Below are 20,859 nucleotides of genomic sequence, written 5' to 3'. Positions count from 1 at the left end.
AACATGAAACGCGCGCTGCTCACCGCCCTGCTGCTCACGGCTGTCCCGCTTCCCGCGATCGCGCAGGAGGCGAAGCCCACGGCCGATCTTTCGGCGCCGGTCCGGAAATTCGGCCGCGTCTCGTTCGACGCGCGCTCGTTGATGATCGACGGCAAGCGGCAGGTGATCTGGTCGGGCGAGTTCCACCCGTTCCGCCTGCCCAGCCCGGACCTGTGGCGCGACGTGCTCCAAAAGATGAAGGCGAGCGGATACAACACCGTCGCGCTCTATTTCGACTGGGGCTACCACTCGCCCAAGCAAGGCGTCTACGATTTCAGCGGCATCCGCGATCTCGACCGGCTGCTGACGATGGCCGATGAAGAGGGCCTCTGGGTCATCACCCGCGCGGGGCCTTACGTGAACGCGGAACTGTCGCGCGGCGGCTTCCCGGGCTGGCTGGTCAACCAGAAGGCCCGCGCCCGCACCGACGATCCCGAATATATGGCGGCGGCCGACGAGTGGCTGACGCAGGTCAACGCGATCATTGCCCGTCATCAGATCAACGGGGATGGCAAAGGTCATAAGGGATCGGTGATACTCCACCAGATCGAGAACGAACTGGCGCTGACCACGCCCGCCCAGCGGCGCTACATGGATCACCTCTATGCCAAGGCGCGCGCCGACGGCATTACCGTGCCGATCTTCCACAACGATCAGGGCCGCAACGGCTACTGGGTGCCGGAGGGATCGCCGGTGGACAAAGTCGTCCACGGCCCCAACGACATGTACGCCTTTGACGGCTACCCCGGCGGCACCTGCACCGTCGACGGCAAGCCGACGCGCGGCGTCGCGGCACCGGACTGGGGCTTCTATGGGCCCGGCGGCGCCAAGGGCGGTGCCTCTGCCTCGCCGAAAACGCCCGGTTTCCTTGCCGAATTCGGCGGCGGCTGGTTCGATTACTGGGGCTCGAACGGCGGCTACGAGTGCAACGCGGTCCAACGCGGCAAACGGTTCCAGCGGGTGTTCTACGGCACCAATCTGGCCAACGGCATCGGCATCCAGAGCTTCTACATGACTTATGGCGGCACCAGCTGGGGCTGGCTGCCTGCTCCGGTGGTGTTCACCAGCTACGACTACGGCGCGGCCATTTCCGAGGCGCGGAACTTGCGCGAAAAGGCGCTGGAGATGAAGCAGCTTGGCGGGCTGATCGCCTCGGTGCCCGATCTTGCCGGCATGGTCCCGGCGGGCGCGGTCGATGTTTCCTCGCCCGATATCCAGGTCTACCATAACAAGAGCCCGGAGACCGACGCGCGCTTCCTGCTGGTGACGCACAAGCCGTCGAACGGACAGGGCAATTCGGGCTTCACCGTGACCGCCACGCTGCCGGACGGGCGCTACAGTTTCCCGATGCAGCTCAATGGTTTCGATGCCAAGTGGCTGGTCGCGGGCGTAAATCTGGGCGGTCAGCGGCTGGTCTATTCGACCTCGGAACTGCAATCGGTTTCGAAGGCCGGAAGCAGCGACCTCCTGCTGCTTTACGGCCGCGCGGGCGAGCCCGGCGAGACCGTTCTGCGCTATGCCTCCGCCCCGAAAGTCGAGGTTCTGGAGGGCTCCGCACAAAGCGCCTTTAACGACACCAAGGGTGACCTGAAACTCACCTACGCGCATCAGGGCCGCACGGTCCTGCGCGTAACCGGAGGCGGGCGCGGGGACCTCACGCTGATCCTTGCCGACGAGGCCGAGGGCACCCATTACACCCGCGCCGAGACCGCCGCCGGAACCGTTCTGGTGCGCGGCCCCGAACTCGTCCGCAGCGCCGCGCTCAAGGGCGGTGCGTTGACGCTCACCGGCGATACCGGCGCGGCGGATCCGATCGAAGTCTGGGCGCCCGGCAGCCTCCGCGCCCTTTCGTGGGACGGCGCCCGCATTGCGGTCAAGCCCAGCGCTATCGGCAGCCTCACCTCCATCGCGCCGCTGCCCGGCCCGGCGCCGATTGCGCTTCCCGCCCTCACGGGCTGGCGCATGGCCAAGGGCTCGCCCGAAACCGATCCCGCGTTCGATGACAGCGCGTGGCAGGCCGCAGGCGGCAACCGCCCCAACACCACCATCACCCAGCGCCCCGACGGCCAGCCGAACCTCGCCATGGATGCTTACGGCTTCCACGAAGGCGACGTCTGGTATCGCGGCCGTTTCGAGGGCAATCCCGGCGCCAAGACCGTCTCGCTGTTCTACGGTGCGGGCGGTTCGGGGCTCCTTCAGGCGTGGCTCGACGGCAAGTTCATCGGTCAGGCCGAGACGCCCAGCGGCCTCCCCCGCCCGATCACCACGGGCACTGTCACGCTCGACCTTCCGCCAGAGGCGCAGGCAGGCGGCAACCATGTCCTCTCGGTCATGGTCCGCAACAACGGCCACAACTGGGATCTCGATTCAGACGACTTCCACAAGGAAGCGCGCGGACTGATCTCGGCCTCGATCTCGCAGCCCGGTGGGCGCAGCTTCGCCGTGCCGATTGCATGGAAGATCCAGGGACAGCGCGGCGGCGAAGACCTTGCCGATCCCGTGCGCGGCCCCGCCAACAGCGGCGGCCTCTACGGCGAGCGCATGGGCTGGCACCTGCCCTTGTTCGACGACCGTCAGTGGACCGCCGTCCAAGTCCCCGCGACCAGCGCCGCGCCCGGCACGTCATGGTTCCGCACCGCCTTCGACCTCGCCGTGCCCAAGGGTCAGGACGCCACTATCGCGCTGGCCTTCGGCGATACCGAGAGCCCGCGCTCGGCCGCGAAATACCGGGTGCTGATCTTCGTCAACGGCTGGAACATGGGCCAGTTCGTCGCCCACATCGGCCCGCAGCGCATCTTCCCGATCGCCGAGGGCATTCTCAACCATCACGGCACCAACCATGTCGCCCTTGCAGTGACGAGCGACGGCGCCACCGGCGACGCATTGGAAGCGGTAAAGCTCGTCACGCTGCGCAACGTCCGGGGCGGAATCCCCGTGCAGATGGTCGCCGCGCCCACCCGCCCGGATCAGCTGAAGTGACCCTGGACGCGCTCACCCGCCGCCAGTTCGGCATCGGCAGCGCCGGCGCGCTCTGCCTTGCCGCGCTGCCCGGCATGGCCCGCGCCGCACCAAAGGCTGGTGCGCGCCCATGGCCCTATCTGATCGGCGCGGACGTCTCGTGGATCCCCGAGGACGAAGCGGCCGGCGCGACCTATTACGAGGACGCAAAGCGCAAGGACCCGCTCGCCATCTTCCGCGACGCCGGGTTCAACGCGATCAAGCTGCGCCTCTTCGTCGATCCCGCGAACGGCTATTCGAAAGACAAGCCCGGCGGCCCGTGGTGCGACCTGCCCCGCACCATCGACTTCGCAAAGCGCATCAAGGCCGCCGATTTCCACCTCTCGGTGACGCTCCACTATTCGGACACCTGGGCCGATCCGCAGCATCAGAACAAGCCTGCCGCATGGGCGAACCTGCCCTTCCTCAAGCTGGTCGAAGCCGTCCATCGCCATACCGACGAGACGTTCGCGGCGATGAAAGCCGCCGGTGTTGCCCCCGATCTGGCGATCCTGGGCAACGAGACGACTTTCGGCATGCTCTGGCCCGATGGCCGCGTGCCGCTGACCATTCCCACCGGCAATCCGGTGACCGACAAAGTGCACATGAACGTGCTGGGCGCAGGCGGCTATGACAAGTTCGCCGCCCTGCTGAAGGCCGGGATCGCCGCCACCCGCGCGCAGCTTCCCGGAACGCCGATCGCGCTCCACAATCACCTCGGTCGCCACTGGCCGATCGTCCAGTACTGGACCGACAATCTCATTTCGCGCGGCGTCGATTTCGATGCGCTCGGCTTCTCCTGCTACCAGCAGGCGGCGCAGGGCGACTGGGAGCGGACGTTCACCGAATTCGGCCGCCGCTACCCGGACAAGGGTTTCTTCGCGATCGAGTACTCCTCGCGCAAGCGCTACCTCAATGACCTGATCCATGCCCATCCGAACGGCTGGGGCAGCTTCATCTGGGAGCCGACCCGCCATCAGGAAGCGATCTTCCTGATGGATGGCCGCAATGCCGGTGAAGGCCCGCGCCCCGATCTGCTTTCGCAGGGCCTGAACGCAGCCGAAGCGCCCGGTGCAACACCCCCTTCGGGGCCTGTCGCCAGCGCTGCGAAATCCGAAAACCATGGCGGCCGGTACGATGCCGATCCCGCCTTCCTCCAACTCTATCGCCAAATGGCGCGCGATTACGGAGTCCTGAAATGACCCGGTCCGCGCCCCGCCGCAGCTACGCCCACAGGAGAACTTGAGTGGCCGCCCTAACCCATGACATCCCCCGCCAGCAGGTCACCGCGGCGATCGACCTGCTGATGCACAACCTCGTCAACATCAAGGACGAGACCGGCGAATTCCTGCTGCACCTCGAAGACGGCCGCGTGATCGACACCAAGGGCTGGGCCGGTTGGGAATGGACCCACGGTGTCGGCCTGTTTGGCATGTGGCGCTATTTCGAGCAGACCGGCGACGAGAAGGCGCTGGACATCATCCGCCAGTGGTTCGAGGACCGCTTCGCGGAGGGCACGCCCACCAAGAACATCAACACGATGGCGCCCTTCATCACGCTGGCCTACCTCTACGAGCTGGACGGCGATCCGCGCTATATCCCCTATCTCGACACCTGGGCCGAATGGCTGATGGCGCCCGACGGCTTGCCCAAGACCGAGGAAGGCGGCTTCCAGCACATCGTCTACAATGACGAGAACCCCGGCGAACTGTGGGACGACACGCTGATGATGAGCGTGCTGCCGCTGGCCAAGATCGGCCTGCTGCTGGACCGCCCGCACTATATCGAGGAAGCCAAGCGCCAGTTCCTGATCCACATCAAGTACCTGGCCGACAAGAAGACCGGCCTGTGGTTCCACGGCTGGGATTTCAACGGCCGCCACAACTTTGCCGAGGCGCTTTGGGCGCGCGGCAACTGTTGGGTGACGATCGCCATTCCCGAGATCATCGACCTGCTCGATCTCGAACCCGGCGATGCCTTCCGCACGTTCCTGATCGACGCGCTGGCCGCGCAGGTCCGCACGCTGGCAGGTGCGCAGGACGCGGAAACAGGCCTGTGGCACACCCTGATCGACGATCCGACAAGCTACCTTGAAGCCTCGGCCACGGCGGGCTTCGCCTATGGCATCCTGAAGGCGGTGCGCAAGGGCTACCTGCCCCGCGAATACGAAGCCGTGGGCATCAAGGCGGTGCGCGGCGTGCTCGCCAATATCGACGAGACGGGCGAGCTTCAGCAGGTCAGCTTCGGCACGGCGATGGGCGACACGCTCCAGTTCTACAAGGACATCGCGCTCACCTCGATGCCTTATGGACAGAGCCTCGCCATCTGCGCGCTGGCCGAGTTCCTGCGGACCTATATCTGACGATGCGCGGGGCGGCTTCCCTGTTGCTGGCGGCGGGCTTCGCGCTCGCCGGTCCGGCGCAGGCAGCCGCCTCGCCGCCCGGCGACGGCTGGGTGCATTTCGAGCCTGCGCGCGGGGATTTTGCTCTCGCGAAGGACGGCCGGGTCGCGCAAGTCGTCACCGCGCCGGAAGACTACGACGTGGTCCGCATCGCCGCCGAGGACTTGCGCGGCGACCTGACCGCCGTCACCGGCGTCAAAGCGGCATCGGGCACCGAGATCTGGATCGGCACTTTGGGCCGCAACCCGGCCATCGACCGGCTTGTCGCGGCGGGCCGGATCGATGCTGCGAAGCTGCGCGGTGCATGGGAAAGCTTCGTCATCGCCGCCGTGCCCAACCCGGCGCCCGGCGTGAAGCAGGCGCTGGTGGTGATCGGCAGCGACCGGCGCGGTACCGCTTACGGCGCCTACGAACTCTCGCGCGCCATCGGCGTATCGCCGTGGCACTGGTGGGCTGACGTTCCGCCCGAACATCACGACGCGCTCTACGTCTCCGCCGGAACGCGGCGCTTCGGGCCGCCTTCGGTGCAGTATCGCGGGATCTTCATCAACGACGAGGACTGGGGGCTCGTCCCTTGGGCGCAGGGCACTTTCGCCCCGAACGAACCCGCACCCGGGCCGAAGACCTATGCGAAAGTCTTCGATCTGCTGCTGCGGCTGCGCGCCAACACGCTCTGGCCCGCGATGCACAAGGCCAGCCGCGCCTTCAACGCCGATCCCGCCAATGCTGCGCTGGCCGAGCGCTACGGCGTGGTCATGGGCACCAGCCATGCCGAGCCGATGCTGCGCAACAATGTGGGCGAATGGACGGGCAAGGCGGACGACTTCAACTACCTGACCAACCGCGATGCCATCCGTGATTACTGGCGCCAGCGGGTCCGCAGCAATGCTGCCTACGAGACGATCTGGACGCTCGGCCTGCGCGGTATCCATGACAGCGGCATGATCGGCCCGAAGACCGACGAGGAACGCCGCGCCACGCTGGAACAGGTCTTCGCCGACCAGCGCCAGATGCTGGACGAGGCCGGGATTTCCGGCGCACCGCAAGTCTTCACGCCCTACAAGGAAGTGCTCGACATCTACCGCGCCGGGCTGAAAGTGCCCGGCGACGTGACGCTGATGTGGACGGACGACAACTTCGGCTATCTGCGCCACTTTCCCGACGATGCCGAGCAGGCGCGCGGCGGCGGCAACGGCGTCTACTACCACCTCTCCTACCTCGGCGCGCCGCTCTCCTACATATGGCTTTCGACCACGCCGCCCGCACTGATCCGAGAGGAAATGGGCCGCGCGTGGGACAACGGCGCGCGCAAAATGTGGATCGCCAATGTCGGCGACATCAAGCCCGCCGAACTGGGCATCGACTATTTCCTGAGCCTTGCGTGGGATATCGAGGGCACACGCGCCCAGCCGATCGGGACTTGGGTGGGGCAATGGGCCGAGCGCGCTTTGGGCCAAGGCACCGGCGCTCAGGCCGCCGCCGTGCTGGGCGATTACTACCGTCTCAACTTCGCGCGCCGTCCCGAGCATCTCCAGTGGTATCTGCCGGGCGAGAAGCCGCATGCCAGTCCCCTCGGCATCGCCGAGGCCGACGCGCGCCTCGCCGGGTTCGCGGCGATGGAGCAGCGCCTTGCCGCGCTGCGCCCGCTGATCCCGGCCGACCGCGCGGATGCGTTCTTTGAGCTGCTGGACTATCCGGTCTCCGCCTCGGCCGCCGCCAACCGCCGCTTCTTCGCCGCCGAGGCGCATGACGCGCTGCGGGACGCGGCTCCGGCGGAAAGCTGGCGCCGCGCACGGATCGCCGCTGATGCCGACGCGGAACTGACTGCCCTCACCCGCCGCTACAACCGCGAGATCGCGGGCGGCAAGTGGCGCGGGATCATGGCCGTGGAGCCCGCCGACGGCCAATGGCGCGGCTTCCGCCTGACGCCGCCGGTCGTGCCCGCTGTCGCCGAAATGCCCGCCGGTGGCGATGCCGCGCCCGTTCCAGCCGCTCCCGTTCTGCCCATGCTGACGCCCGCGCAATTCCCACGCGCAAAGGGCTGGCATCTTGTCGACGGCCTCGGCCGAAACGGCGCGGTACTGGGCGCGGAAGCACCTTCAGCCCCGACAAACGCATCCATCGTCCTGCCCGCCGGAAACTGGCGCGCGGTGGTCGATCTGCTGCCCACCTACCCTTCCGACAATGGCGACATGCTGCGGCTCACTGTCCGCATCGACGGTACCGCGCAAACGCTGAACGTGCCGCGCCATACCGGAGACCGCGACTGGGCCCGCGCCGTGCTCGACAACCGTATTTCCCTGCCACTCTCCGCCGCGCTCGGCGCGGGGCAGCACAGGGTTTCCATCGAAATCGGCGACCCTGCCGTGATGATCGAGGCGATCCGCTTCGTCCCTGCTGACAAACCGATTACTCCGACATAATAACAGACGCCAATCGGTCCGCCCACGAAGGCGGCCCCTGCAAAAGAACAATACGGTGAAGGATCCTGTAGTGCCCCAAAGCCAAGCGGCCGTGCGTCCCGTGCGCCTGAGAAACTACCTCGCCTATGGCTCCAACGACGTGCTCGGAGCCGGATCGATGGCGGTCATCTCGGGCTGGGTGCTGATCTTCTACACCCAGTTTTGCGGGCTTTCGGCGGCACAGGCAGCGACGATCTTCGCGGTGGCGCGGGTGCTGGACGCTTTCGCCTCGCCGATGATCGGCTATATCTCCGACCACTTCGGCACCACCGCGCTGGGCCGCCGGTTCGGGCGGCGGCGCTTCTTCATTCTCGCCGCGATCCCGTTGCTCCCCAGCTTCGCGCTGATGTGGCTGCCGGGGCAGCATTTCTGGTACTACCTCGTCACTTACGTGCTGTTCGAGCTGGTCTACGCGATGGAGATCATCCCGTTCGAAACGCTCGCGGCGGAAATGGCCAGCGACTACCGCGTGAAAGCCAAGTTCGCCGGTTCGCGCATCCTGTTCGGGCAGGCCGCCGCCATCCTCGCGGGCTTCCTGCCGCTCTGGCTGATCAATACGCTGGGGCGCGACAGCGCGGATACCTTCTTCTACATGGGCCTGATCTTCTCGGGCCTGTTCATGGTAACGGCAGGGCTGCTCTACCTGTTCAGCTGGGAGCGTCACATGCCCGGCGGCACGCCGCTGCCCGCAGACCACCGCAAGACGGCAGCGGGGCCGGTGGACGCGCTGAAGGCGCTTTACCGCAATCTCTTTTCCACCATGCGCATCCGCGCCTTCCGCCTGCACCTGGGCATCTACCTCGGCGGCTATATCAGCCAGGACATCTTCAACGCGGCCTTCATCTTCTTCGTGATCTTCGCGATGGCAGGCACCACCGCGATTGCCTCGGGCCTGCTCGGCACGATGTATATCGTGCAGTTCGTGGCGGTGGTGATCGCCATCAACATGGCCCTGCGCGCCTCGCCCAGCACCGCCTACCAGATGGCCGCCGCCAGCTTCGCGGCAGGGGCGATCACGCTGGTCGGCCTGTGGATCGGCGGCATCACGGCCACGAGCCACATGGTCTGGATCCCCATCGTGCTCGCAGGCCTCGGACGCGGCGCGCTCAACTACATCCCCTGGGCCACCTACAACTACATGGCCGACGTGGACGAGATCGTCACCGGCCGCCGCCGCGAGGGCAGCTTCGCGGGCGTCATGACGTTCGTGCGCAAGGCCACACAGGCGGCAGCCGTGGCGGGCGTGGGCTTCGTGATGCAGGCGGGCGGCTTCGTCTCTGGCGCGGCGCGGCAGAGCGACGGCGCCATTCACACCATCGCATTGCTGCTGGGCCTAGGCACCGTGGGGATGCTGGTGTTCGGTGTTGCCGTCTCGATGCGCTTCCGCCTCTCGCCCGCGACCCACGCGGTGCTCATGGCGGAGATCGAGCACTTGCGCAGCGGTGCCCGCACGCCCACCAGCCCCGAGGCGCAGGCGGTGGTGGAAGATCTTTCGGGCTGGCGCTACGACCAGCTCTGGGGGCGCAATCCGCTGGTGGAGCAGGACACCGCGAACGGCGATCTCGGCGAGCCGGTGAACGCGAGGAACTGATCCTGTAGCAGTGGCGGGGTGTGTGAATGCGCTCCGCCACTCCCACGCACGCCACTCATCCTGAGCCTGTCGAAGGATGTGAGGCCTCGCGCCACGCTCGCGGGGGCTTCGACAAGCTCAGCCTGAGCGGAGTTGAGGTGTCATGGCTGGCGGATGGACTGCTGCAGCTTCGGACTGCGCCCGGTTTCGAGGTTCGCAAACCAGCGTGCCGGAAAGCGCTCCCCCACTCCCACCCACCCCGCTCATCCTGAGCCTGTCGAAGGATGTGAGGCCTCGCGCCACGCCCGCAAGGGGCTTCGACAAGCTCAGCCTGAGCGGAGTTGAGGTGTCATGGCTGGCGGATGGACTGCCGCAGCTTCGGACTGCGCCCGGTTTCGAGGTTCGCAAAGCAACGTGCCGGAATGCACTCCTCCACTCCCACCCACTCCGCTCATCCTGAGCCTGTCGAAGGATGCGAGGCCTCGCGCCACGCCCGCAAGGGGCTTCGACAAGCTCAGCCTGAGCGGGGTTGAGGTGTCACGGCTCGCGGATGGACTGCCGCAGCTTCGGACTGCGCGCGGTTTCGAGGTTCGCAAAGCAACGTGCCGGAATGCACTCCTCCGCCCCCACCCAACCCGCTCATCCTGAGCCTGTCGAAGGATGCGATGCCTCGCGCCACGCCCGCAAGGGGCTTCGACAAGCTCAGCCTGAGCGGGGTTGAGATGTCATGGCTACCTTGCCGGACACCCTGCACCCCGCACGTGCCTCCGTCACCGCCTCGGCGCGCGGTAGCCCACGGCCTCGCCGATGCGGCCAGCCGTTGCCACGATCGCGGCGACAAGCTCAGGCACGATATCGTCGGTCAGATAATGCGCGGCACTCGCGATGGAGATGGCGATGCAGATCTGCCTACGCGCATCGCGGATCGGCACCGCGATGGACCGCACACCGTCGCCCAGTTCGCTGTCATGCAACACATAGCCGCGTGCCTTGTGCTCGCGCATCAGCGCGATGTATTCCTTCATCGCCTTGGCCGGAACCTTGCCGCCATTGGCCTCGCGGTAGAGGTCTTCCCAGACCGCCTCGTCCTCATCGAGCAGCAGCGCCTTGCCCAAACCGGTTTCGGCAATGGGACGGCGATCGCCCGGTGCGGTCGCCACGCGCAGACGCTGGCGGCCGGTCACGCGGTCAAGGTGGCGCGACCAGTTGCCCTCGCGCTTGCCGACGAAGACGCAGAAGCCGGTCTCGTCCGACAGCTTTTCCATGAACGGACGGGCGACGCGCACGAAGTCGATCTGCTCGGTGGCCATGACACCCAGTTCGAGCAGCTTGGGCCCCAGCCCGAACCCGTCGTTCGTAACCGAAAGATAGCCCCGCGAGCGAAGCGCCTGCGCGAGGCGGTGCGCGGTGGTCTTGCTCATGTCCAGCTTGCGCGCGAGATCCGCCGCGCGGATCGGGCCGTCGATCACTTCGTCCATGATGTCGAGCGCACGCATGAGTGTCTGCGTGCCCTTCACTTCGACATCGGGCTTGTCCTCGCGCAGTGTCGCCATTGGTCAGAATCTCGCTGTTGCGGTCCACTTATAGGGACGCATGTCCACCTGTCCCACCGATCTATACCCTGCACGGGCAAGGTCAACTCAATTGCATGAAGCGCGTCGGCGCCAATCCGTCACGCGGAGAGCATGTCGAGCGCCCTGGCGCGCACATCGTCAGGCTCGCCCTGCGCCGCGATCCGCGCCCATCCGCCAAGATCGCCCAGCGAATAGCCGAGCTGACGGTCGACGACACCGGCGTCGGCGTCCGAAGCATCGCCCCGGCGCGCGTCGACGCGAGCGCGCAGGACATCGCCCGGTGCTTCCAGCCACAGGCCGGTGAAAGGGACTTTGCAGGCCCGCGCCACCTCCGCCAGAGCCTCCCGCTCGGACGGATCGGCCAGAACGCCATCGACGATCACACTGCGGCCCGCCCGCACGGCCGCCTGCACTTCCGTCATCAGCCGGGCATAGACCTCGCGGCTCTGCTCGCGCGTATAGGCGGAAGGCGGCAGCCGTGTTTCCGGCGTCACGCCGGCCATGCGCTTGCGCAGCACGTCCGTCCGCAGCCACCGCGCACCGGGCGCGCTTCCGACATGCGGGGCCAGCCCGCCCGCGAGCGTCGATTTGCCGGTACCGCTCAGCCCGCCGACCGCGACGAGGCGCGGCAGGGGTCGGTCGAGAAAGGCGAGCGCCGCCGACAGATACCCGCGCGCCGCCACGCGCCGCCGTTCGCCCGCTGCGGGGTCGATCTGCCGCGTGGCCATGCTCGCGCTGACATGGGCGCGGACCGCCGCCCGCATCGACAGGAACAGCGGCAGTGTTGCCAGCCCCTCGCTTTCGCCGGACATGTCGCAATAGCGATTGCACAACAGCGACGCCTCGCCGTGCAGGCCGCGGCGCCACAGGTCCATGAGCACGAAGGCGAGATCGTAGAGCACGTCCGATGTCGCCAGTTCGGGATCGAATTCAAGGCAATCGAACGGCGTCGGCCGTCCGTTCCACAGGCAGATATTCGCAAGGTGCAAGTCGCCGTGGCAGTGCCGCACGTGGCAGTCCATGGCCCGGCGGTCCAGCAAGGGCGCGATCCGGTCCAGTTCGGCAAGGCTGCGGCGGCAGAGGTCGTCGCAGGTCTCGGCAGGCAGCAGGCCATCGGGAAGCGCAGCCATGCTCGTGCGATTGCCTTCGATTACCGAGCGCACCCGTGCGGCGCCCGGCCCGGTCACGACTTCCGCGCTCTGGTGGAAAGCCGCGATGGCGTCGGCCAGTTCGCGGATCAGGAGCGGATCGAGCGGGCCCTGATGCGCCATCGTTTCGAACAGGCATTCGGGCGCGAAGCGGCACATGACCACCAGCCAGTCGACCGGCTCGCCCAGCCCGATTGCAAGCGAACCGTCCGGCAGACGGCCCACTGGCTCGACCGCGAGATAGAGATCCGGCGCGGTGCGACGATTGAGTGCGAGTTCGGCCTCGCAGACCTTGCGGCGCTGCGCGAGAGTGGAGAAATCGAGATAGGGAAAGCGCACCGCGCGCTTGAGTTTGTAGACGCGCTCACCGGCGAGGAACACGATTGCGGCGTGGGTATCGATCCGCTCGACGGGCGTGTCGAGGCCGTAGCTATGGGCTTGCGAAAGGAAGGCGATTGTCTCGGCCTGATCGTCGCAATCGCGCATGCCTCATTCGCCTCCGGTTGCGGCCCGCACCGGCCTAGCCGAACCTCGCGCGGCGGTCGAGAAATCTCGGGCCGCCTACCGCTGCGCAAAAACTTTCGAATTTTCCCACCCGCTTGCGGCGAGGCGCTTGCGAAGGCGGCCAAACCTGTCCTAGCGACGGCGGATGGTCGCACGTTTCCGTAAATTCACGCTCCTCGCCGGGCTGGCCGCCCTTGCTGTAACTGCCGGTGCGAAAGCCGCCGACGCACCGCCGCAGCGCGTGCTCTATTCGGGCGCAACCGTGATCGACGGGACCGGCGCGCCGGCCCGCGCCGGGCAGGACATCCTCGTCGAAGGCGAGCGCATCGTCGCGGTGGGGCCGCATGGCTCGCTGCCCACCGGGCAGGCGCGCAGCGTGGACCTCGCGGGGCGCTGGGTGATCCCCGGCCTGATCGACACCCATGTCCACATGGCCACTCCGCCCAACCCGAAGCGTGCTCAGGCGATGCTGCGGCGGCTGCTCTACGGCGGCGTCACCACGGTCCGCGACATGGCCGACGACTTGCGCTCGGTCAGCGAACTGTCCCGCCAGACGCTGGTCGGCGAGATTCCGGGGCCCGATATCCGCGCCGCTGCCGTCACCGCCGGACCGCCGTTCTTCAACGACCCGCGCATCGGCGCGGTGAGCATGGGCTACAAGGCGGGCACCGCCCCCTGGGCGCAGGCCATCGACGAGAACACCGACATTCCCACGGCGATCACGCTGGCGCGCGGCACTGGCGCTGCCGCGATCAAGATCTATGCCGACCTGCCGGCCGACCTCATCGCCAAGCTGACCGCCGAGGCACACCGGCAGGGCATGCTGGTCTGGGCGCACAGCGCGGTGTTCCCGACACGCCCGGCGGACGTGATCGCGGCGGGCGTCGATGTCGTCAGCCATGCCTGTTATCTCGCCTATCAGGTCGAGCCGGTCATGCTCGCTTCCTACGAGGATCACACTCCGGTCAACGAGAGCCTGCTGGCGAAGACGGGCGACGATCCGGTGATCGCCGGGCTCTACAAGGCGATGCTGGCGAAGGGCACCATTGTGGACGCCACCGGCAGCCTTTTCGTGCGCTACGACAAGCTGCGCAAGACGCACCCGGAGATCCGCCCGCTGCGCTGCACCGGCGCGACCACCGCGCGGCTGGTGCGGCAGGCATGGAAAGCCGGAGTACCGGTTTCGGCAGGCACGGATTTCGAGGCCGATGTCGCCAGCCCCTGGCCCGCCCTCTATGACGAGCTGGACTTCCTTGCCCACGATGTCGGCATGCCGCCGCTGGCGGTGATTCATGCCGCCACGCTGGTCGGCGCCGAAGCGGCCGGGCAGGCGAAGGACACCGGCTCCATCGCGGCGGGCAAGCTTGCCAATTTCGTGGTGCTTGCCGCCGATCCCGTCAAGGACATCGGCAATGTGCGCAGCATCGCCATGACAGTGAAGCGCGGCAAGGAATTCGCCCGCGCCGACTACCGGCCGGTGACGGTCGAGGAAATGGGGAATGACGATGAAGATTGATCGGCGCGCATTGATCGCAGGGGGCTCGGTCGCGATGGCCGGTGCCGCACTGGGCCCGCGTGCCATGGCCGCCGCCGTGGGGGGAAGCGATCCGGTCGCGGGGCGCATCGTCATCAACGCGCTGGGTGGTCTGGGTGACCCGAACAGTCCGGAAGGCGGCGACGCGGTCCTGTTCAGCCCGCGCGTGTTGGAAGAGGCGCACGCTTCGGGGCTTACGGCCGTCAATGTCACGCTCGGGTACGTTTCGGGCCCGCAGGACCCGTTCGAATTCAGCGTGCGCTCCATTGCAGAAACCGATGCGGCCATGCGTGCCCATCCCGACCGCCTGCTGAAAATCCTGACCGCCGCCGATATCCGCAAGGCCAAGGCGGAAGGCAAAGTGGGGGTCATCTACGGCTTCCAGAACGGCGCGATGATGGGCAATGATGCTTCGCGCGTGGACATCTTCGCGAACCTGGGCGTCAAGGTGATCCAGCTCACCTACAACCCGGCAAACCAGCTTGGCGACGGCTCGATGGCCCCGGAAAATCGGGGGCTCACGCCCTTCGGCCGCGAAGTGGTCGAGCGGCTGAACGCGGCAAAAGTCATGGTCGACCTCTCCCACAGCGGCGAGCAGACCTGCCTTGAGGCCGCGCGCATTTCCAAGGCGCCGATCTCGATCAACCACACGGGCTGCCGCTCCGTCACCAACTTGCCGCGCAACAAGACCGACGCAGAACTGCGGCTGGTGGCCGAAAGGGGCGGGTTCGTGGGTATCTACTCGATGCCGTTCCTCAACCTCTCCGGCCATGCGACGGCCGAGGACGTGGTACGCCATATCGACTATGCCGTGAACTTGTGCGGCGAGGACCACGTGGGCATCGGCACCGACGGCACGGTGACGCAGATCGACGATCTCGTCGCCTATCGGGCCGCACTCGCCAAGGAGATCGCCGAGCGCCGCGCCGCCGGGATCAGCGCGGCAGGCGAACGGCCTGACACCTATCCCTTCGTGGTCGACTTGCGCGGCCCCGACCAGTTCCGCAAACTTGCGCGGATGCTGGAGGCGAAGGGCTATTCGCAGACGCGGATCGACAAGATCCTCGGCCTGAATTTCCTGCGCTACGCCGAAACCATCTGGGGCGCGTGACCATGCGGCTGATCGATGCGGCGGAAGTGGCGCAGCGGCTGGACCACCGGACCGGCATCGCGCTGGTGCGCGAGGCGATGATCGCGCTCTCGACCGGCGGCAGCAAGCAATTGCTGCGCGGAATCATCGACCTCGACGAGGGCAATGCCTTCGGCGTCATGCCCGGCGCGCTCACCGGATCGGGCTTCGGCGCCAAGATCGTGAGCGTCTTTCCGGGCGCGGCGGCGCAGGGCCGTTCGCATCAGGGCGTGATCGTGACGTTCGATCCCGTGACCGGCGCGCCCGCGGCCGTCGTCGATGCCGGTGAGGTCACTGCGATCCGCACGGGCTGCGCGACCGCCGTCGCCACCGACGCGCTGGCGCGCGCGGATGCCAAGCGTCTCGCGATCCTCGGCACCGGCGAGCAGGCCTGGCACCACGCCGCCGCGCTGCGCCATGTCCGCCCGTTCGAGGCCGTCTCGATCTGGGGCCGCGATCCCGCCAAGGCGCGCGCCATGGCGACGCGGATCGAGCGGGACTTCGGCCTTGCCACCCGCGCGGCCAGCAGCGTGGACGAAGCGGTCAAGGATGCCGACGTGATCTGCGCGGTCAGCGCCGCCGCCGAGCCGATCCTGCTTTCGGAGCAAGTCGCCGATGGCGTTCACATCAATGCCGTCGGTTCAAGCCGTGCCGGGCCGGTCGAGATCGATCCCGCGCTGGTCCGCCGGGCGCGCTTCATTCCCGACCACCGCGTGGGCGTGCTGGCGCAGGGGGCCGAGTATCTGCGCGCGGTCGAACTGGGCCTTGCCGCCGAAGACGACGTCGGCCCCGAGATTGGCAGAATTCTCGCCGGCCTCGACGCCGGGCGCGAGTCCGCTTCGCAAGTCACGGTCTACAAGTCGCTGGGCTCGATCGTTCAGGACCTCGCCTGCGCGGCCTTTCTCGCACACTAAGCCCGGAGCCGGCGGCCGACCTGCCCGTGCAGATCGGCACGCCGGCCCCGGACACGCAGGATCAATGGGCGGCGCCCCCCAGCGCCTTGGCCCAGCCCCGCATATCGGACGCGAAACGCGTGAGTTCGCCCTCGTCCTCGAACACCGAGTGACCGGCAGCGTAGCTTAGCGATGTCCGCCGTTCGGGCCCGATCCCCACGCGGTTCAGCGCAAACTGCCCGGCGGCGAGCGGGGTGGTGATGTCGTAGTAGCCGCCCACGGTCATGACCTTGAGCGAGGGCTTCGCCGCCATCGCATCGGCAAGGTAAGGCGCGAACCGAAGGGTGCTGTAAAGCTCTCCCTTGCCCCAGTTCCACTTGAAGTTGATGCCGAGATTGAGCGTCCTGTACGCGCTCGGCAGCGGATAGCCGAGCTCCTTGCCGATATAGTCCGCCAGCAGCGTGCCGGTTTCCGCGCCCAGCGTCATCGAGGGATCGTCGAAGGGCGGGTGCATGTTCGATTCGCTGATGGCGCGCGTTACGCGCCCGTCAAGCTGGCCGGTCCGCAGCCCCTTGGCGCCCAGCAGTCCGAGCATGAACGCATGCCGGTCGAGTTGCAGGCCGTCCTTCTCCAACTGCGCGGCGGGCAGGCCGACCAGTTCGGACAGCCGCGCTGCCACGCGCGCGCGCTCGGCCGGTGCCAGCGAGGCCCCCGCGATCAGGGCGCGGGCGTAGTCGTTCTCGGCAAAGATGCGCGCCTCGGCGAAGTATTGCTCCACCGTCAGGCCCTTGCGGTCGACGGCCTGATGATACCACGCGACAGCCGCGAGCGTCGGCAGGAGCGAGACGTCCGAGATCACCGGACCATCATTGTCGCCGATCGCCAGCGAGAGCAGGGCCACGCCATCGGGCAAAGGCAGCTTGTCCTTGCTCTCTGCGCCCAGCATCGCCAGCGCGCGGGCCGTGCCGTAGCTTTCGCCCACCAGCGCGAAGGGCGCGTCGGTCCGGTGGTTCGCCTCGCGCCAATGCTGCACCACTTGTGCAACCGCACGGGCATCGCCCTCTACCGAAAAGAGGCTGGTGGCATCGGCGCCCTTTACCGGCATGCTCACCCCGGTGCCCGGCGGGTCGATGAAGACAAGATCGGCCACGTCGAGCAGGCTATGCGGGTTGGCCTCGAGGTGCGGCGTCGTGCCCTTTCGGTCCGCGATCCGTACCGGCCCGAAGGCCGAGAAATGCAGCGGCGAGGACGAGGCGCCGGGGCCGCCGTTGAACACGAACAGCACCGGGCGTTTCGCTCCGCCCTTGGCGGCCGGCGCAACGTAGGCATAAGTCACGACGACGGCGGCCGGCTTGCCCTTGTCGTTGGAGACGGGCGTCTCGGTGACGATGGCGTCGTAGGCCATCGTGCGTCCGCCAACGACGCCCTTGTGATGGGTCACGATCACCCGGTCGGTCGCGGCATCGCGCTCCGCCATCGGCTCCATCGCCTTGAGGAACACCGGCGGCATCGGCAGGCTCTCGTCTTGTGCGTGGACGGCCGTGGCCGGAAGCGCGGCAAGCGCGAGCGCAAGAAGACGGGTGCGCAGGATCGTCTGGGTCATCGGGTGGTTCTGTCCTGTCAGGAAACGGCGGGAGATTGGGCCGGGAGGGCATCGATCAGGCGTTCGATGTCATCCATCGTGTTGAACCACGAAGGGCAGACCCGGAAACGGTTGCGGCTGAGCGTGATGGCGATCCCGGCCTTTTCCAGCGGCTCGGACAGGCGCTTGTAGGCATCGGGCAACACGCAAGTAAGCAGAGGGCTGCGGCATTCCGGGGGCGTGACCACGGTATAGCCTTTCGCGGGCAGCGCTTCGTGCAGGCGCCGCAGCATCGGCTGGCGATGCGCCGTGATGTTGTCGACGCCCAGTTCGAGCAGCCGCGCCAGCGACCAGTCGAGCTGCGCCATCACGCCGTGCGAATGCGTGCCCATCGCGAACATGCCCTCGGCATCGGCGCGCGGCGTCACGTCCGCGATCGTGTCTCCCGGCGTATCGAAAGGATAGACATGCGGCGTGAAGCCATCGAGCTGATAATAGCCGTATTGCGGCCGCTTGAGCCCGGCGAGCCGGTCGGGCCGGACATAGAGGAAGCCGAGCCCGAAATCGCCCATCAGCCACTTGTACGAGGCAGTCGCGGCGAAATCGACACCGCTCGCAGTCAGGTCGAGCGGGACCGTGCCGGCAGCGTGGATGATGTCCGCATAGACCATCGCCCCGCGCGCGTGGGCAATCTCGCAGATGCGCTTCAGGTCATGCTCGAAGCCGTTGTAGGTAGAGACCGCGGAAAGGCTGACGAGCCGCGTATCGGGACCGATCGCCTTTTCATAGGCGGCGGGATCGATGCGCCCGTCCACCGGGCGGATCCAGCGCACGTCGACGCCTTGCCTCCCCAGTTGTTCATAGAGCCAGAAGGAGCCGAAGAAGTGCAATGTGTCTGTGACGACACTGCCCTTGCGGGCCGGAAGGTCGAGCGCGTCGACCACCAGTTGCTCACCGGCCGTGGTGCTCTGCACGAAAGCGAGATCGGAGGGCGCGACATTGACGAGGCGGCCGAAGGCGGCCTTGATCCGGGTCTCGACATCGTGGCTCGACCACGAACGCCCTTCCGCGCGCGCCTGAAGATAGGCGTCGAGCGAAGCCTTCGCGGGCAGCGGCACCGGGTGCATGGTGCCGGAATCGAGGTAGACCTTGCTCAAGGTCGCGAAATCGCCGGGCCGGGCCAGCGAACCGCCAGCGGCAGGCGCGGCAAGCGCGCTCCCGGCCATGGCAGGCGCCAGAGGCACGAGCGCCGATCCGCGAAGCACGGTCCGGCGCGAGAGTATCGGCATTCGAGGCGAATCGGTTCGCTGGATCATTTACGCATCCTAGGCAAAGGCTTGCGCATAAGAATTGCGCATTTGACCCGAGCGACAAGATAGCGCCCCCGGAACTCGGTGCATGGCGAACGGGTGCACCACCCATTCGTGCATAAAATTGCCGCGCCGGCTGCGCTAGCTTGCTCCGCGCCAGTCCGATCCCGAAAGGCCGTCCATGCCCGCCAAGCCGCTTTCAATTCTCGGCGCCCTGCTCGCCGCCATCGCCGCGCCGCATATTGCGCAGGCCCATGCTGACACGCGCGCTGTCACTCATGGGGCGAACCCGCCCGCCTGCCCGGCGGGCGCGAGCGGCACGCAGGGTAGTCTTTCGGCCGAACGCGGCGCCTTCGCCTACCGCGCCTGCGCGGGCACGATCGCCATTGCCGACGAGACCGGCGCCAAGGCCGCGGACCTGTTCTACACCGCCTATCTTGCCGCCGCGCAGGGCACGACGCCGCGCCCGATCGCATTCGTATGGAACGGCGGCCCCGGCGCGGATTCGCGCCTGCTGCAATTCCACGCACTCGGGCCCCGGACTCTCAAAGGCGAGGCGCTCTCCGACAATCCGGACAGCCCGCTCGCCGTCGCCGATCTCGTGTTCGTCGATCCTGCCGGTACCGGCTTCAGCCGCGCCGCATCCGACAAGGCGGCCGAGCGGCTCTACTCGACCACCGGCGACTTCGCGGCCACTGCCCGGTTCATTCGCGCCTTTCTGAAGGCACAGCACCGGGAGGGTTCGCCGGTCTCTCTCGTCGGTGAGAGCTTCGGCACCTGGCGCGCTTCAGGCGTGGCGGAAGCGCTGATCGATCAGGGGCAGCCGGTTGCCGGAATCGCGCTCATTTCGGGCGGCATTCCGATGGGCGAGGAGCGCGACCGGGCTCTGATGCGGGCGCTAACCCTGCCCAATCGGACCGCCACAGCGCTCGCGCTGGGCAAGCTCGACGCCGCGCTTGCGGCCGATCCTGCCGCTGCTCTTGCCGCGTCCGAGGACTGGGCGCGCCGGGTCTGGTACCCCGCCCTTGCCCATCCCGAAGCGTTGGACGACGCTGCGCGTGCGAAAGTGGTCGCGGATCTGGGGCGCTACACAGGCCTCGCCCCCGCCCGGATCGACGCGATGACACTCTGGGTTTCCCCGCGCGATTTCCGGCGCGGCCTCCTGGCCGGTGAGGGCAAGACGCTGGGCATCTTCGACATGCGCCGCACCGATGCCGCCGAGGACGAGAAGCGGGGCAGCGCCGCCATCCTGGATTTCTACCGCCGCCAGCTTGGCTATGCCGGCGGCCAGTACGCCGGTATCGACGTGCCCGCGCTGCCGGTGGGCGAGCATTGGCAATACGACCAGTCCCCGATCACGAAGGAATCGCTGGCGCGCGCCATGGCGGGCGAAGGTCCGCCGAGCGCCTCGCAGCCGTGGGTGCAGCACGTGCTCGAAAAGGCGCCCGAGAGCCGGGTCTTCGTGGCGACCGGGCTCTACGATTCGCTCAACGGCTGCGCCGCCAACCGGCAGGCGGCGGGCGATTTTCCCCCTGCGCTGGCCGCGCGGATCGCCGCGCATTGCTATCCCGGCGGGCACATGATGTACGAGGACCCGGCCGCCAGCCGCCAATTTGTGCAAGACCTGTCCGCGTTCATTTCCAATCCACAAAAGCGCGCAAAGCAGGACTAAAAATTTCTCACGCGCCATTGGCGCGATAATTTCAATGCGTGGAG

At 67.3% G+C, this 20,859-nt stretch carries 13 protein-coding genes; 9 read left to right on the top strand and 4 right to left on the bottom strand.

Going from position 1 to position 20,859, the window contains the following annotated elements:
• Positions 1-3: 3 nt before the first annotated feature.
• From EDF56_RS22235 to EDF56_RS22215, 5 genes are all read left to right on the top strand, one after another.
• Positions 4-3,018 carry a beta-galactosidase gene (locus tag EDF56_RS22235; RefSeq protein WP_132391695.1) on the top strand — a complete coding sequence of 1,005 codons (3,015 nt, stop codon included), beginning with the start codon at positions 4-6 and terminating at the stop codon, positions 3,016-3,018.
• Positions 3,015-4,238 (top strand): glycosyl hydrolase 53 family protein, encoded by a 1,224-nt coding sequence (locus EDF56_RS22230; RefSeq protein WP_243652779.1) that lies wholly within the window; start codon positions 3,015-3,017, stop codon positions 4,236-4,238. Before EDF56_RS22235 ends, EDF56_RS22230 begins: the two co-directional genes overlap by 4 nt.
• Positions 4,239-4,282: 44 nt before the next feature.
• Positions 4,283-5,398: a glycoside hydrolase family 88 protein gene (locus tag EDF56_RS22225; protein ID WP_132391693.1), complete on the top strand. Its 1,116-nt coding sequence runs from the start codon at positions 4,283-4,285 to the stop codon at positions 5,396-5,398.
• A 2-nt stretch (positions 5,399-5,400) separates the two neighbouring features.
• The gene (locus EDF56_RS22220) at positions 5,401-7,860 is read left to right on the top strand and encodes a glycosyl hydrolase 115 family protein (protein ID WP_132391691.1); all 2,460 of its coding nucleotides are present in this window, start codon (positions 5,401-5,403) and stop codon (positions 7,858-7,860) included.
• Between the two features lie 70 nt (positions 7,861-7,930).
• Positions 7,931-9,490, top strand: a complete 1,560-nt coding sequence (locus tag EDF56_RS22215) for an MFS transporter (RefSeq protein ID WP_132391689.1) — start codon at positions 7,931-7,933, stop codon at positions 9,488-9,490.
• 749 nt (positions 9,491-10,239) lie between these two features.
• On the opposite strand, the gene EDF56_RS22210 is transcribed toward EDF56_RS22215, so the two are convergent.
• Both EDF56_RS22210 and EDF56_RS22205 read right to left on the bottom strand, forming a co-directional pair.
• The gene (locus tag EDF56_RS22210; protein ID WP_132391687.1) at positions 10,240-11,022 is read right to left on the bottom strand and encodes an IclR family transcriptional regulator; all 783 of its coding nucleotides are present in this window, start codon (positions 11,020-11,022) and stop codon (positions 10,240-10,242) included.
• 119 nt (positions 11,023-11,141) lie between these two features.
• Positions 11,142-12,677 carry a bifunctional aminoglycoside phosphotransferase/ATP-binding protein gene (locus EDF56_RS22205; protein WP_132391685.1) on the bottom strand — a complete coding sequence of 512 codons (1,536 nt, stop codon included), beginning with the start codon at positions 12,675-12,677 and terminating at the stop codon, positions 11,142-11,144.
• Positions 12,678-12,840: 163 nt separating this feature from the next.
• On the opposite strand from EDF56_RS22205, the gene EDF56_RS22200 reads away from it, so the two are divergent.
• The 3 genes from EDF56_RS22200 to EDF56_RS22190 are packed head-to-tail and all read left to right on the top strand — an operon-like array spanning position 12,841 to position 16,272.
• Complete coding sequence (locus EDF56_RS22200; RefSeq protein WP_132391683.1) at positions 12,841-14,211, top strand: amidohydrolase family protein; 1,371 nt, start codon at positions 12,841-12,843, stop codon at positions 14,209-14,211.
• Entirely contained in the window at positions 14,201-15,340 is a 1,140-nt protein-coding gene (locus EDF56_RS22195) for a membrane dipeptidase (protein WP_132391723.1), read from the top strand. The genes EDF56_RS22200 and EDF56_RS22195 overlap by 11 nt, the downstream gene beginning before the upstream one ends.
• Before the next feature lie 2 nt (positions 15,341-15,342).
• On the top strand, positions 15,343-16,272 hold the full coding sequence (locus EDF56_RS22190; protein WP_132391681.1) for an ornithine cyclodeaminase family protein: 930 nt from the start codon (positions 15,343-15,345) through the stop codon (positions 16,270-16,272).
• A 61-nt stretch (positions 16,273-16,333) separates the two neighbouring features.
• Here EDF56_RS22190 and EDF56_RS22185 read toward each other — a convergent pair whose 3' ends face one another.
• A complete protein-coding gene (locus EDF56_RS22185) occupies positions 16,334-17,854 on the bottom strand; it encodes a peptidase S10 (RefSeq protein ID WP_132391679.1) in 1,521 nt (506 codons plus the stop codon).
• A 17-nt stretch (positions 17,855-17,871) separates the two neighbouring features.
• Entirely contained in the window at positions 17,872-19,149 is a 1,278-nt protein-coding gene (locus EDF56_RS22180; RefSeq protein WP_132391677.1) for an aminotransferase class V-fold PLP-dependent enzyme, read from the bottom strand.
• Positions 19,150-19,324: 175 nt separating this feature from the next.
• Here EDF56_RS22180 and EDF56_RS22175 point away from each other — a divergent pair, with 175 nt between their 5' ends.
• Entirely contained in the window at positions 19,325-20,815 is a 1,491-nt protein-coding gene (locus EDF56_RS22175) for a peptidase S10 (protein ID WP_132391675.1), read from the top strand.
• The last annotated feature ends 44 nt before the right edge of the window (positions 20,816-20,859 follow it).

This window comes from Novosphingobium sp. PhB165, from assembly GCF_004341845.1.
Taxonomy (GTDB): Bacteria; Pseudomonadota; Alphaproteobacteria; order Sphingomonadales; family Sphingomonadaceae; genus Novosphingobium.
Note: the sequence above shows the minus strand (reverse complement) of the source record. Positions and strands in the feature narration are given on the sequence as shown.

What these genes read in the sequence shown, in the direction of transcription:
- EDF56_RS22200 (WP_132391683.1), top strand. Translation starts at nt 12,841, where the DNA reads ATGGTCGCACGTTTCCGTAAATTCACGCTCCTCGCCGGGCTGGCCGCC.
- EDF56_RS22180 (WP_132391677.1), bottom strand. Translation starts at nt 19,149, where the DNA reads ATGATCCAGCGAACCGATTCGCCTCGAATGCCGATACTCTCGCGCCGG.
- EDF56_RS22175 (WP_132391675.1), top strand. Translation starts at nt 19,325, where the DNA reads ATGCCCGCCAAGCCGCTTTCAATTCTCGGCGCCCTGCTCGCCGCCATC.
- EDF56_RS22210 (WP_132391687.1), bottom strand. Translation starts at nt 11,022, where the DNA reads ATGGCGACACTGCGCGAGGACAAGCCCGATGTCGAAGTGAAGGGCACG.
- EDF56_RS22235 (WP_132391695.1), top strand. Translation starts at nt 4, where the DNA reads ATGAAACGCGCGCTGCTCACCGCCCTGCTGCTCACGGCTGTCCCGCTT.
- EDF56_RS22190 (WP_132391681.1), top strand. Translation starts at nt 15,343, where the DNA reads ATGCGGCTGATCGATGCGGCGGAAGTGGCGCAGCGGCTGGACCACCGG.
- EDF56_RS22185 (WP_132391679.1), bottom strand. Translation starts at nt 17,854, where the DNA reads ATGACCCAGACGATCCTGCGCACCCGTCTTCTTGCGCTCGCGCTTGCC.
- EDF56_RS22195 (WP_132391723.1), top strand. Translation starts at nt 14,201, where the DNA reads ATGAAGATTGATCGGCGCGCATTGATCGCAGGGGGCTCGGTCGCGATG.
- EDF56_RS22220 (WP_132391691.1), top strand. Translation starts at nt 5,401, where the DNA reads ATGCGCGGGGCGGCTTCCCTGTTGCTGGCGGCGGGCTTCGCGCTCGCC.
- EDF56_RS22205 (WP_132391685.1), bottom strand. Translation starts at nt 12,677, where the DNA reads ATGCGCGATTGCGACGATCAGGCCGAGACAATCGCCTTCCTTTCGCAA.